The organism is Sphingobium sp. Cam5-1 (assembly GCF_015693305.1).
Taxonomy (GTDB): domain Bacteria; phylum Pseudomonadota; class Alphaproteobacteria; order Sphingomonadales; family Sphingomonadaceae; genus Sphingobium.
Window position 1 is genome coordinate 199781 of sequence record NZ_CP065140.1, and the last position, 13382, is coordinate 213162.

The 13382-nt window shown below is 60.7% G+C and carries 10 protein-coding genes; 8 read left to right on the forward strand and 2 right to left on the reverse strand.

All coding sequences use genetic code 11. The features are described from left to right. The first annotated feature begins 48 nt into the window (after positions 1 to 48). On the forward strand, positions 49 to 684 hold the full coding sequence (locus IZV00_RS19565; protein WP_048574867.1) for an acyl-homoserine-lactone synthase: 636 nt from the start codon (positions 49 to 51) through the stop codon (positions 682 to 684). A gap of 199 nt (positions 685 to 883) precedes the next feature. Here the strand turns inward: IZV00_RS19565 and IZV00_RS19570 are convergent, their stop codons facing one another. Next, a complete protein-coding gene (locus tag IZV00_RS19570; RefSeq protein ID WP_082165919.1) occupies positions 884 to 1399 on the reverse strand; it encodes a MucR family transcriptional regulator in 516 nt (171 codons plus the stop codon). Between the two features lie 757 nt (positions 1400 to 2156). On the opposite strand from IZV00_RS19570, the gene IZV00_RS19575 reads away from it, so the two are divergent. From IZV00_RS19575 to IZV00_RS19590, 4 genes are all read left to right on the forward strand, one after another. Further along, a complete protein-coding gene (locus IZV00_RS19575) occupies positions 2157 to 2534 on the forward strand; it encodes a hypothetical protein (RefSeq protein ID WP_099185154.1) in 378 nt (125 codons plus the stop codon). A 429-nt stretch (positions 2535 to 2963) separates the two neighbouring features. Further along, entirely contained in the window at positions 2964 to 3395 is a 432-nt protein-coding gene (locus IZV00_RS19580; protein WP_230463497.1) for a thermonuclease family protein, read from the forward strand. Positions 3396 to 3662: 267 nt separating this feature from the next. Next, complete coding sequence (locus IZV00_RS19585; RefSeq protein ID WP_196227542.1) at positions 3663 to 5987, forward strand: catecholate siderophore receptor Fiu; 2325 nt, start codon at positions 3663 to 3665, stop codon at positions 5985 to 5987. A 67-nt stretch (positions 5988 to 6054) separates the two neighbouring features. Beyond that, positions 6055 to 6732 (forward strand): Fe2+-dependent dioxygenase, encoded by a 678-nt coding sequence (locus IZV00_RS19590; RefSeq protein ID WP_196227543.1) that lies wholly within the window; start codon positions 6055 to 6057, stop codon positions 6730 to 6732. 520 nt (positions 6733 to 7252) lie between these two features. Here IZV00_RS19590 and IZV00_RS19595 read toward each other — a convergent pair. Then, complete coding sequence (locus IZV00_RS19595) at positions 7253 to 7786, reverse strand: hypothetical protein (protein WP_196227544.1); 534 nt, start codon at positions 7784 to 7786, stop codon at positions 7253 to 7255. Positions 7787 to 7828: 42 nt separating this feature from the next. On the opposite strand from IZV00_RS19595, the gene IZV00_RS19600 reads away from it, so the two are divergent. The 3 genes from IZV00_RS19600 to IZV00_RS19610 all read left to right on the forward strand — a co-directional run bounded on the left by IZV00_RS19600 (position 7829) and on the right by IZV00_RS19610 (position 13335). Continuing rightward, positions 7829 to 9127, forward strand: coding sequence for an EAL domain-containing protein (locus IZV00_RS19600; RefSeq protein ID WP_196227545.1), 1299 nt, complete (start codon positions 7829 to 7831; stop codon positions 9125 to 9127). Positions 9128 to 9576: 449 nt separating this feature from the next. Beyond that, positions 9577 to 11250, forward strand: a complete 1674-nt coding sequence (locus tag IZV00_RS19605; protein WP_230463499.1) for an ATP-binding protein — start codon at positions 9577 to 9579, stop codon at positions 11248 to 11250. Positions 11251 to 11415: 165 nt separating this feature from the next. Next, positions 11416 to 13335: a hybrid sensor histidine kinase/response regulator gene (locus IZV00_RS19610; RefSeq protein ID WP_196227546.1), complete on the forward strand. Its 1920-nt coding sequence runs from the start codon at positions 11416 to 11418 to the stop codon at positions 13333 to 13335. Positions 13336 to 13382 lie beyond the last annotated feature (47 nt).

Sequence of the window (13382 nt, forward strand, 5' to 3'; positions counted from 1 at the left end):
ATTGGGCTATCTTCCGGTGGCAGCAGTGCAGAAATTGCTGCGCCACGATTGGTCAACATCGTCTGCGACAGAAAGGCTCTGCCTGCCGCCTGCGCCAACTGCTGGCAAAGAGATAGCGCTTCGTGCGATCTCGTTCCGGTCGATGCGATAACCGAGCTTCCCTTCGACCCAGATGAGTATGACGACAAATTCGCCGAATATCTGGTGGTACGCGATCCCCTGACGAATAGACGCATGGGATCTTTGCGGTTGCTGCGGACGGATCGGCCTCACATATTGGGTTCTGTATTTCCAGACCTGTGTGACACGCCTGCGCCCAGCGGACTTTCCATTCGGGAGGTAACGCAGCTGTGTATCTCGCCAGGCCTGCGCCTGCGCGAGCGGCGGATGGTCAGCCGTCAATTGGCGAGCGCGCTTGTGGAATATGGGCTGTTAACGGGTATCACGGCCTATACGACGGTGATGGAATTGGTTTGGTCCCGGCAGCTCATGTCCATGGGCTGGGATTGTGAGCCGCTGGGATTGGGGCGCCCGGTGGGGGACACATTGCTGGGTGCGTTCCAGGTTCATATCGACGCCAGCACGGTCGGCGGCTTGAGAGCGGCGGGCTGTTATGTCCCGGGTAAATTGGAGATCGTCGAAAGGGACAATCAGGCGAGCCTGTTTGACTCGCTGGCGGCCTGAATCAAGGCTGGCAGCGTGGCTCATTGGATCGGATCCGATGAGCGGCACCAAAAGGAAAAGAACAGGATTTTGGGCTAAAGCGCCACAGGCTCGGGCGCCCAGCAAGGGCCGTCGAATTTCCTGGTTCTTGCGGTGGCTGTGGGCCTCTCAGAACGCTGGCTCTGGGAGGCCCTTGGGATCGGAACGAAAATCCTTGCGCCTAGACTTTCGCCGCACGCCCTGATTTACGGCGGGAAGACGTAGCAGGGGGCTTGGGAGCATCCTTTTCCACCGGCGAGGGCAGCTTGGTTGCGGTCCGCTTCCCCTTTGGCTCGGCCCGAAGGCCCAGGCCGATCTTGTGGGCGAGTTCCCGTCGCTGATTCGTGTAGCTCGGCGCAGCCATGGGATAGTCGGCGGGCAGTCCCCATTTGGCGCGATATTCCTCCGGGGTCATCTGATATCGGGCCCTGAGGTAACGCTTGAGCGTCTTCAGCTTCTTGCCGTCTTCGAGGCAAACAATATAGTCCTCCTTGATGGAGGAACGGATAGGAACGGCAGGATCACGCTTCGCGGTTTTCTCTTCTTCCGGAGATTCCAGCTTGGACAAGGCCGAATGAACACTTTTGATCATTTCGCACAGGTCTCCAACGGCCATGGGGTTGTTGGAAACATTTGCCGACACGATATTAGCAGTCAGTGATACGAGAGAGCCTTTTTCGTCATCGATACTTACCATTTTGCGCCCCAACTTCTTCGCAGTCGAAATATAGAATCAACGAATGCAAGATAACGATGCTGACCCCATCTTGCAAACCATTTATTAACATATAATTAAGCACAGAGATATATATCTAACGACATGCTCGCCGCCGCGATCCGCACAGATATTTGAAGACTTTTTAATGGGTTGCAAGAGGGGCGTAAACTAAAGGGTGTTTGCGCCGTCTCGATAGCCGCACGATGCATCGCGGGGCTGCCCGTTAATTCCTTCGAATCGAATTCTTGCATCTTGCAGCTTTCGCTTCATCCCCATCGCTGTCCGCAACGCCTATGCTGCGGGTGGACAAGCGGAAGCGACAATGGCAAGTCCTGGTAAAGAATCGATTGATCGATGGCCGGTGTGTCGGAGGTCAGAAAGCTCTTCAAATGCGAGACAGGCGCGATTCTGGCGGCGTCGGGGCGGAACCTGGATACATGTTGATTTGCGGTTCGGGGCAGCCGAAATCAGAGTTGGCATGCATTGATCCGCCGTGATGCTGCAGGAGTTCTCGGCGGGACGGCCAAGGCGGACATGGCTTGGCGGAGATCGCGGCTGACATGCTTTGCAGGATCGAAGGGCCGGTTTCGGATAGGCATAACCTCGTTGGCGTGGATTGCTTGTGAGACGGAATATCGCTGCATCTTTTGCCAGGCCCTTTTGCTGGGTCGGCGTAGCCGGGGCAGGGGCGGGCATCTGGCTTTTTGACGTACCGGCGCCTTCGACCTTGTCCATCATGCTTTTGCAGCTTCTCGCATTTTCGTTTCTGACCCTTGTCACATGGGTCGCCTATGGGGACGCGGGACTATTGCGCGTTGGCGAGAGGCTCGTCCTGTTTCGTGCGGTTCTGGAGTTGGGCCAATCGGTTTCGATCGTTCCTGGGACCTGCGATCTGTTGGATTGGTGCCGCGATTGCAGTGCAATCGTTGCGGTGTTGAGTGTGATAGGGCTGGCGCGCAAAGCCTGGTTAGGATTGGTAGCGATTGATGAGGAAGGGTCGGCGGCTCGAAAGGCGATTTCCGCGTCCGGCTGCGAGATTATCGACATGAAGGCTTGGAAGATGCGGGCGCGGGTCGTCGGCCCGGCCTCGAATGTGCGTAATCACCGCCGCTGAAAGATGTGCAAACTGCCGGGCCAGACTATGGCGTCGGCGGAGGCTGCCTGACCCGGATGATGCCTGCTCAGGCGCCATCGCCCTGACTGGAAATCGCGGCGTCTGCTTGTCGCAAGCGAACGAGCTGTCATCTTACGAGCCGGAAACGCCGACTGGATGTCGACCTGTTGGCCACACCGGGCAGATTGCCTGCAGACTGTCAGAGGATGGGCCGAGTTGAGCCTCATGTGGACGCGCCAATGAGCGATCATCGGGTCTTGCCACGGACTGGATGACAGACGGCGGCAGCGTGTAGATAAGACCCTCATGAAGAATGATTTCGATTTCCGCAGGATGCTGGGAGCTCCGCCCAGACGGCGGCATGCCAAAGTCAGGCCCTTTCGTCGCCGCCGGAGCAAGCAGGGCGCCAGGAGCCGCGGGGTACTTTCTTTGGTCGCACCAGCGATTATCGCGGGCCTTGCCATAGGCCTGGTTGTCACTCAACTCGAAGGCAGGCTGCCTGACTGGTCTTTGACCGGTCATGACCCGACGTCAGAGGTGGGGTGCGTCAGCCCACAGGTTCTGGACGGCGACACATTACGGTGCGGCGCGAGGCGCATTCGCCTATCCTCGATCGATGCGCCGGAGCTGCCGGGCCATTGCCGGCCCGGCCGCGCTTGCACGCCCGGGGACCCCTATGCAAGCACAGGCAATCTCCGATCGCTGGTGGTGGGACAGGCGGTTTCCTGCCGCCAGATTGACACCGACCATTATGGGCGGACGGTCGCACGATGCGCCGTGCAGGGGCGGGATTTGTCCTGTGCGCAGGTGCAGGGCGGCTTCGCTGTCGAGCGCTATGGCGCCCTTCTTTGCGGGCCGTGACATTGAGCGGGGAAGGCATGGTTGAGCCCGCCTCAGGCACGGCCTTGTTGCCATCTTATTGCAGTGATCGGCAAGCGGCTTGCCATGAGAAGGGCGGTTCATGCGGTGCCGCATCGATGCTTCGCGCAGCAGTACGCCCTGAAAAGTTCGTTCAGCGCGCTTGGAAATAACAATCGGCAAGGATCGGACGAGCATTCGCGACGGGAGATTAGGGGGGTTGCATTAGATGCAAATAGCTCGCATTAGCGGCGCATCTGTTTCCAATCCATGTCCGAAGGGGGTTATTGCATGTCCTTGTCGCGTCTCCGCGCATCGCTGGCGTCCGCCGCTCCAACCTATCTTGCGCTGAGCTGTTTTGGCCTTGCAGCATCGCCAGCCATGGCCCAGGATTCCGGCGCCCAGGAAGCGCCCGCCGCCCGGCTTGGCGGCGTCACCGTCACTGAGACGGCGCTCGACGAGCAAGGCATCAAGGTCGATCGCGTTTCGTCACCCAAATTTACCCAGCCTTTGCAGGATACACCGCAGACCATTCAGGTGATCAGCAAGGAGCTGTTCAACCAGCAGGGCGCGACGACGCTGACGGAAGCCCTGCGCAACAGCCCTGGCGTGGGCACTTTCTATGCCGGCGAAAATGGAAACACGACGACCGGGGACGCGATCCGCATGCGTGGCTTCGACACCTCGAACAGCATCTTTGTTGACGGTGTGCGTGACCTGGGCTCGATCGCCCGCGATATCTTCAACACCGAGCAGGTCGAGGTGACGAAAGGTCCTGCCGGGACCGACAATGGCCGTACCGCGCCAACCGGCGCCATCAACATGGTCAGCAAGCGGGCTTCCCAGGAGGCGTTGCTGGCGGGCGCCGTTTCAGTTGGCGTTGACGGCCAGACGCGAGCGACCGCCGATATCAACCAGCCGATCGAGGCGCTGCCCAACGCGGCCTTTCGCCTGAACGCGGTCTGGCAGGACAGCGATGTTGCTGGCCGTGATCATGTGAACAACAAGCGACTGGGGCTGGCGTCGTCGCTGGGGCTGGGGCTTGGAACAGAGACCCGCGCCTTCCTCAATTTCCTTTATGTCGATCAGGACAATATCCCGGACGGCAATGTCCCCACGATCGGCGTCAAAGGCTGGCAGCCGCAGGCGGGGCTGGAGCCGCTGGTCGGACATCCGGTTGATTCGACGAATTTTTACGGCACGCGGCGCGACCATGACAATGTCACGGCGAAAATGGCGTCACTGATCCTCGAACATGATTTTTCCGATAGCGTGAAACTGACGAACATCGCCCGCTGGGGCGAAACGGAGCAGGATTATCTGCTCACGGCCTTCATGTCGACGGGAGCCAATATCACGGCTGGCGATCCTGCGGACCTGTCCACCTATGTGATGACCCGCGGCAATCCCACGATCAGGGACGCAAGGAACCGCATCCTGACCGACCAGCTCAATCTGCGTGCGGATTTTGCGACCGGTTCTGTGGAGCACAGCCTGAGCGTCGGCGTGGAGATCACGGGTGAAAAGCAGGTGATCTACGGCAACAGCACGACGGGCGCGCTGCCTGTCGCCAATCTCTACAATCCCAACTGGAACGACACGAGCGCATTTGGCTATGCGCGCAATGGCGCTCTTTCGCGGGGCAAGACCAACACGCAGGCATTTTATGCGTTCGACACCGCGAAATTCTTTGATGGCCAGCTGTTGGTGACGGGCGGGGTGCGCGTCGATCACTACAAGACCAGCTACACCAGCACGGCGCTGTGCAACAACGGCACGGGCCGCGGAGCCGTCCCCTGCGGCGGTCAGCCGATCGATTCCATCGTCACGACGGCCGATCTGAGCGCGAGCGACACGCTCTTCAACTGGAAGCTGGGCGCGGTCTTCAAGCCGGCAGAACCGCTTAGCCTCTACGTGAACTATGCTCTCTCGCAGCAGCCGCCGGGCGGCGACAATTTCACGCTCGCGACGGGCGATAGCGCCAACAATCCCAATCTCGATCCGCAAAAGGCCAAGACCATCGAGGCCGGCGTCAAATGGTCCGCGCTGAACGGCATGTTGGCTGTCAACGCCGCGGTGTTCCAGACCAAGGTCCTCAACGAGATCAACGGGTCCGATCCTTCCGACGTGCAGAGCGGGTCGAAGCGGGTGAGGGGTGTGGAACTCTCGGTGGTCGGCAATATCACCGAGGACTGGACGATATCGGCCGGTTATAGCCATCAGAAGACCAAGGTTACGAACGGCTCAGCAATCGCGGTCGACGGCAGCTATAATCTGACCTACGCGCCCGACGACAGCTTCACGTCCTGGACCACCTATCGCATGCCCTTCGGGCTGGAGGTCGGCGGCGGCGTCCGTTATGTCAGCGGCCTGCATCGCGGCACCGATGGCGCGGTGGGCACTCCGGAGCGGACCGAAGGATATACGGTTGTGGACGCGATCTTGTCCTATGCGCTGACGGACAACGTCAAGCTGCGCGTGAACGCCTATAACCTGTTCGACAAGGAGTATGTCGTGGCAATCAACAAGAGCGGGTACCGCTACACGCCTGGTCAGGCGCAGACCTTCCTGTTCAGCGCCGACTTCCGTTTCTGATTCCTGTAGGGCAAAAGACAATGGCGGGGGATATCCCCCGCCATTTCTTGATGTATCGGACGCTTCCATGTTGCTGCACATTCCCGATGTTCTGACAGGTGAGGAAGTGGCGGAATTTCGTCGCAGGCTGGATGCGAGCGATTGGACAGACGGTCTCGAGACGGTTGGCCCGCAGGGGGCCAGGGTCAAGCATAACCAGCAGCTGCCTGACGCATCGCCGCTGAGGGCTGAACTTGGCCAGGCGGTACTTGCCGCGTTCAGGCGGACCCCGCTTTTCTTCGCCGCGGCCTTGCCGCGCAAGATCCTGCCGCCGCGCTTCAACCGCTATGCCGGTGGCGGGGAATATGGTTTTCACATCGACGGCGCCGTGATGAGCCTCGGCGAGGAAGAGCAATTGCGCTCGGATATCTCCTGCACCCTGTTTCTGAGCGATCCCGATGACTATGATGGCGGCCGGCTGATCATCAGCGACACTTATGGCGAGCATAGCGTGGCGCTTCCCGCGGGCGATGCGATCATCTATCCTTCGAGCAGTCTTCATCGCGTTGAGCCTGTAACCCGCGGTGAACGGCTCGCCTCCTTCCTCTGGATACAGAGTCTCATACGCGATGATCGGCAGCGGCGCATGCTGTTCGAACTCGACACATCAATCCAGAAGCTGACCCTCGATGGCGCCGACGAGGATGCAGTGCTGCAGCTTACCAGTGTCTATCACAATCTGCTGCGCCTCTGGTCCGAAACCTGAACCTGCGGTCCGGCGGCGCGTTCCGATTAACGGACAGGAAGAATGGCTGACGCGCCGTGCGCCGCCAACTCAGCCCCGCGTCACCAGCCATCCCAGGCCCAGGAAGGCAAGGCCAAGGAGCACAGGTCCACTCCAGCGCGAAACCCGCTGCACCAGTCTTTCACACCTCTCGGCGAGGTCCGGCGAATGGTCCGGGGCATAATCGTCCGCCCGGAGCAACGCATGGGCGGGATGGCGCCTGCTTTGGGGCCTGTGCGAGCCTGAGCATTCTTCATCCGCAGGAAGATGTGGGGGCATTGGCCATCCATGTTCGCGGTAGTCGGGCATCAAGATCCCTGTTCTCCTGGCAAAAGGCTTGGGCCGTATGTGTGGATGGGAGCGGCATCATGTTGAGCCAGGGCAGGCGGAGACCGGTCCCCCTGCTTGAGGCGTGCAGGTCGGCGACACGCATGAACGACCATTCATCATGGTGAGAGCTGCCCCGGAACTGTCCCAATCCTCACCAGCATCAGGTGACGCGTCAATGGTCATTGATTGCCTCAGCCATCGTCCTGTTTTCCGGGATCCGTAAAATCTTTGACGCAAAAGCGACATGCGCCAGTAACGAGCAGTGAATGTCTTCTACAGGACTTGCCTTGGTATTGATCGAGTCGCTTTTTTCCACAGTCGAGGATCTTTGAGAGCCATCGCCATCCTGCAGGAGATGACTGATCAATTCCCGCAACCTGATCTCATGTCTGCGAACCAGGCAGCAAATGTCGCTCAAAGCCCGTTCCCGTTCATCTGCCGCCATCTCCATGTCGGCCTGCGCCAGTTCCAGCTGCCAATGTGTGGGTTCCACAGAAGTCCTCATTTGTCTGTCACTGTCCTGATGAGACAGCCGGCCGATCCACGGCGGAGCTCTCAGGAGTGCTGCGTGGCAGGCCTGCGGATACTCGACGCGGTCCATGAGCGGGCCTTTCGTCGCATATCCTGCCATCGGATGCATGGCAATGCAAAACACTATCAAATAGTAGACAAGGAATGGTCGAGGTGTAACGTAGATCAGAGACATGCGAATCCTTATCAATGTTGATGGGTGCTGGAGGGATCTGAGGTGGGAGCACTGGATATTTCGCCGATCTGCCCTGATGACAGCGGCCCGCTTCCGTCAGCGTTCCTCCTGGTCGCATCGATAGCCAATCTGCAGGAAATTGAGTTGAGTTTCGGGCTTGCGGCGCGGAAGGAAGCTTTCGAGCGTCTCCGGTTGGAGATGCACCGGATTGCACGCCGACCCTTCGTCACGGAACTCGAGTCGGCAGGCGTCATCGAGGCTGTCATCGAATGGGAGGCAGGGGAGGGGCGCCCCGACCATCTGATCCATCGCCTTGCCTGCAATATGCTGTCGCATCCGATCGTCTCGGAGAGCGGATGCTTCTATGTCGTGCCGGAAATCGGCGGCGCGGCGCTGGACCGGGAACATGGCGACATCGATTCCGCCAAGGCCGGTGCCTATCGGCAGCTGGACAGCAGTTCTGTCAAGATCCAACAGCCCTGGCACCTGTTTCGCTATCGCGAAGATATGAGCCGGGCAGCGGAGCTGCTTCAGAAAATCGACCGTGGCGAAGCGATGCTTGTCTGGCAGGCGATCGTTTCCCCTGCAGACAGGGCGCCCTTGCTGTATTTCGAGGGATTGCTGCGCGTCTCGGACGAGGATGGGGCGCTGTTCTCCTGCGAGGCCAATATCAGGGCTGCCGAACGCGTGGGTCTCGCCCCTGAGCTTGATCGCCGGCTGGTATCTCGCGCTCTTGACCAGCTCGAGACGGACGACGACGTCCGCATGGGGGTGAACATTTCCGCGAGGAGCGCCTCACTCCACCGTTATGGCAGGGATGCCGGCTGGCGTGAGCTTAGATCACGTCTGGAGCGCGAGCCCGAGCTGGCCCGCCGCCTGGTGATCGAGATCACCGAGACGGCCGACTTCGCCTCCCTTGATGAGGCCGCTGAATTTGTATCGTTCATGCAACATCTGGGCTGCCAGGTGGCCATTGATGACTTTGGCGCCGGTCGGGGATCGATCATCCAATATGGAGCGCTATGCGCTGATATCATCAAGATCGATGGCAGCTTCGTCCAGCAGGCGGGCCAAAACGAGAAGGGCCATGCGACCTTCCGGCATCTTGTCGGACTGGCGCGGGCGCTGGCGCCGCAGGTCGTGGTGGAGGGCGTTGAAACGGCGGATCAGGCAGAATTGGCGCGCGGAATCGGGATCGACTGGTTCCAGGGCTATCATTTCGGACGCCCCTCGCCGACGCGCGCGCTCGGCGTTTCGGCCGATGCGCGAGCCATCATGGCGCTGAGAAATTTCCAGGATCGGTTTCGCGCCTTCTCGAAGGCCGGCGGTGCCCTGGCATGATGCGCCGGGTCATCCTGGAGAAGCGGCGGATATGGCGGGCCTTGGGCTGCGCTGAGCGATTGCCCGCGCGCCCCGCAAGATCGGAAGGATGAAGACCGCAAACCCAATGGCCAGCCAGGCCACGCGCCCGCCACATGGGACGTGTTCGTGGTCCTTGCTCATGACGAAAGGATGAGCCTCGATGGCCCGGGCTATGGCAGGCCCCCTTGGCGATCTTGCGACGGGATGAGCCTGGACTGCTTGGAAAAGCATCAGGAACGCTTTGTTTGAAAAACAGAAAATGACAGAAGAAAAACGGAGGGTGGCATGACCGAACGGCAATTGGGGCCAATAAGAAACATAGGTAGATCATGCAGAACACCAACACGCAATGCGGCGACCTTGGAGATGATGGAGACTCATTAAACGCTGTAATGCTGGCGGAGCGATGGTCACAGGCCGCCGCCGCAATGGCCAGGCTGGCGGCCGCGCGGGATCTGGGGGATATCGTGGCAATCCTGCGGCAATCGGCCCGCGCCGCGGCGAATGCCGATGGCATTGCGATCGTGCTGCGTGAGGGCGATGCATGTCATTATCTTGCGGAAGATGCGATGGAGCCGCTGTGGCAAGGTCAGCGCTTTCCGCAAGATACGTGCGTTTCGGGCTGGGCGATGCAGAACAGGACATCCGCCGCCATCGCCGATATCACCCTTGATCCGCGCGTGCCGCAGGATGCCTACCGGACGACCTTCGTCAAGAGCATGGCGATGGTTCCCATCGGGGATGGCGAGCCTGTCGCGGCCCTGGGCGCTTATTGGGCTTCAATCGGCCATCCCGATGCCCATGAAATGGCCGTTCTGGAGGCGCTGGCGCAGGCAGCCTCGACAGCGCTGGCGCATGGGCGCCTGGTCGCTGAAATGGCAGAGCTCAATCGCGATCTTGAAGCACGCATCGAGGAGCGGACCAAGGAACTGGAAGCTGCGCATCAAAGCCTCATGCAGACTCAGAAGCTCGAGCTGATGGGGCAATTGACCGGGAATGTCGCCCACGATTTCAATAACCTGCTTTCACCGATCATGACGAGCCTGGATCTTATCCTCCAGACAGGGTCTCCCGGACAGGCTGCCCTCGCGCCGGCCCAGGTGGCGATGGAAGCTGTCGAACGCGCCCGTGCGCTTGTCCAGAGGCTGCTGGCATTCGCGCGGCGGCGCCCGCTCGCGCATGCCGTCATGGACATCAGGTCGCTCCTCAAGGGAATGCAGTCGCTGCTCGAGAGCACCGTTGGCGGACGGATCCAGCTCCATATTGCTGCACCGCCCGGCCTGCCCCATGTCGCGGGTGACCGGCAGCAACTGGAAATCGCGATCCTCAACCTTGTGGTCAACGCGCGCGACGCCATGCCCGATGGTGGCGTTCTCGCCATCTCCGCAAGCTATCCATCGGCCCCGGAAGGCCATTTCGCCAAGGATGACGGCTTTGTCCGGCTGGTCGTAGCCGATCAGGGCGAGGGCATGGACGAGGCGACCAGGACGATGGCGCTCGAGCCCTTCTTCACGACCAAGGGCGACGGCTCGGGCACGGGGTTGGGCCTGTCGATGGTGCATGGGGTCGTGCAGGAGCTTGGGGGCGTCATCGGCATCGCCAGCGAACCCGGGGCAGGCACCCAGGTGAGCCTCTGGTTGCCGATTACCCATGATGTGGAGGCCCAGCGGCCGGCTCCCAGAATCGCGAACGTGGCGATGGAGGTCGAAGGCATTGCGGTCGTGGTGGACGATCATAATCTGGTGCGAAGGGGCACCGCTGCAATGTTGCGGGAAGAGGGGTATAAGGTCGTCGAGGTTGAAAGCGCAGAAGCGTGCCTTGTCAGGCTGAAGGAGGGGCTGCGGCCGGCGCTTCTCATAACCGACCATGTCATGCCTGGCATGACGGGGCTTGATCTGGTCCACCGCGTGGCGGATCTTTATCCGCAGGTGCCCATTCTCCTCGTCTCTGGCTATGACGGGCTTGATGCGACGCCGGCCGATATCGTGCGCATGACCAAACCGTTCCGTCAGCACGAACTGCAGGCAGCGATCGCGCGCGCGCGACGGCAGGCCCAGATGCGGAGCGGGAGCGCTCCATCCGGTGTCAGCAGGGCCGGATGATGCATGGTTTTCAAGCGAGGCGCTTTGGCAAAAACATCGGATCCCGCTGGCCAAGACCCGCCGCCACGGCTCGCGCACAACGCCGCCGCGCTTGATCGATCCTCCTTAGTCTTCCATTGACGGGGAGGGGCGGGTTTCGGTGAGTCGGTTTTGCGAGGTTCAAGGATGGTCAAGCCCACCTTCAAGCAGTCCGAGGTGAACGAACAGTTCGATAGCCCGCTTGGTTCCTGCGCCGAACTGGCGACAGCCATGCTGGATCCGCAGGGATATGTCGTGAGCTGGAGCTCCGGTGCGGAGCGGTCGAGAGGATATGCCGCCAGCGAGATCATAGGAAAACATTTAAGCGTCCTGTTTACACCCCAAGAGCGTGAAGCCGGGGTTCCCCAGCATGCTCTTGAAGCTGCGCGCAGTGGCCGCTTCGAAACGCAGGGCTGGCAACTTTGCAAAGCGGGCCCCGGTTTTCTTGCGCACATCGTGATGGATCCGGTCTGGAACAGGCATGGCGATCTCACCGGTTTCGTGCTGATCACGGCCGATGTGACAGCCGGGCAACGGCGTGAACAGGCGCTTGTCGAGAGCGAGCTTCAGTTCCGGCTGCTGGTCGAAGGGCTCCGCGAATTTGCCATCTACATGATCGGTCCGGACGGAACCGTCACCAACTGGAATGCGGGCGCGAAAGCCATCAAGGGTTACGACGCCCCGGAGATACTAGGCCGGCATTTTTCATGCTTCTACACGCAGGAGGACCGTTCGCGCGGAGTGCCCGCCGCAGCTTTGGAGGAGGCTCTGGAAAGGGGGAAATTCGAGGCCGAGGGATGGCGTGTGCGCAAGGATGGTTCTCGCTTCTGGGCGCACGTCGTCATCAGCCCGGTCTTCGACGATCTTGGCGAGCATAGGGGGTTTGCCAAGGTCACGCGTGACGCGAGCGAAAAGCGCAAGCAGGAGGAGGAGCTGCGGCAGGCCCAGGAGGCGCTGTTGCAGTCACAGAAGTTGCAGGCGCTTGGGGAGCTTGCGGGGGGCATCGCGCACGACTTCAACAATCTCATGACAGTGGTGCGGGGCACCGCCGATCTCCTCCTGAGGCGGCCCGATCTGCCCGAGGAGAAGCGCAGCCGTTATCTCCAAACTGTGCTGGAGACGTCCGAGCGCGCGACCAGTCTGACGTCTCAACTTCTGGCCTTTGCCCGTCGTCAGCCGCTCGAGCCTGAGGTCATCGACCTGAGCGTTCGTCTCGATGCCCTTGCCGAGATGATCCAGCGCACGCTTGGCAATCAATATAGGCTGGAGCTTGACCTTGCTCCCGCGCTATGGCCAGTCGAGATCGACCCGACAGGCCTGGAGACAGCGGTGCTCAACGCCGTCCTGAATGCCCGGGACGCGATGCCCGATGGAGGCGAAATCAGAATTGCGACGAATAACCTCAGTGCCGTGGAACCCGGGATGGTGAGCCTCTCGATTGCCGATACGGGGCCTGGCATCCCGCCCGAGCAGGCCGAGCGCGTCTTTGAGCCTTTTTTCACGACGAAACCGGTGGGCAAGGGAACGGGCCTTGGCCTCTCGCAGATCCATGGCTTTGCCGAGCAGTCGGGCGGCTCTGTGACGTTCCGGTCAGCGCCCGGTGAGGGCGCGATGCTGGAAATTCGTCTGCCTGGCACAGGCAAGATGCCGCCGGCCGCGAAACAGGAGCAGGATCATATTGTGCTGGCGAAGGGACTGCATGTCCTGCTTGTCGAGGATAGCGACCATGTCCGCCGTTTTGCGCGGCAACTGCTCGAGGATCTGGGATGCGAGGTGCTCGAGGCGAGCAGCGCGGAAGATGCGCTCGAATTGCTCAAGGGGCACGCGGTTGACCTGGTGTTTTCAGACATATTGATGCCGGGCCGGACGGGTCTTGAGCTGGCGCAGGACATCAAGGCCGTTTACGGGCTCCCCGTGCTCCTTGCCAGCGGCTACAGCAGCGAGCAGTTCGTTCCGAAAGATCAGCGCGAATTTCCCATCCTGCGCAAGCCCTACAAGCTCGAGACGCTCGCCGCCAGCATCAACGAGCTGGTGGGCGGGCCGCGACGCCAGGCCGGGCGGGCTTGAACCGGACAACGCGGAAGGAAAGGAGACAGGGCGGCGGCAGGCACGCG

What these genes read in the sequence shown, in the direction of transcription:
- IZV00_RS19570 (WP_082165919.1), bottom strand. Translation starts at nt 1,399, where the DNA reads ATGGTAAGTATCGATGACGAAAAAGGCTCTCTCGTATCACTGACTGCT.
- IZV00_RS19575 (WP_099185154.1), top strand. Translation starts at nt 2,157, where the DNA reads ATGCTTTTGCAGCTTCTCGCATTTTCGTTTCTGACCCTTGTCACATGG.
- IZV00_RS19585 (WP_196227542.1), top strand. Translation starts at nt 3,663, where the DNA reads ATGTCCGAAGGGGGTTATTGCATGTCCTTGTCGCGTCTCCGCGCATCG.
- IZV00_RS19590 (WP_196227543.1), top strand. Translation starts at nt 6,055, where the DNA reads ATGTTGCTGCACATTCCCGATGTTCTGACAGGTGAGGAAGTGGCGGAA.
- IZV00_RS19595 (WP_196227544.1), bottom strand. Translation starts at nt 7,786, where the DNA reads ATGTCTCTGATCTACGTTACACCTCGACCATTCCTTGTCTACTATTTG.
- IZV00_RS19605 (WP_230463499.1), top strand. Translation starts at nt 9,577, where the DNA reads ATGGCCAGGCTGGCGGCCGCGCGGGATCTGGGGGATATCGTGGCAATC.
- IZV00_RS19610 (WP_196227546.1), top strand. Translation starts at nt 11,416, where the DNA reads ATGGTCAAGCCCACCTTCAAGCAGTCCGAGGTGAACGAACAGTTCGAT.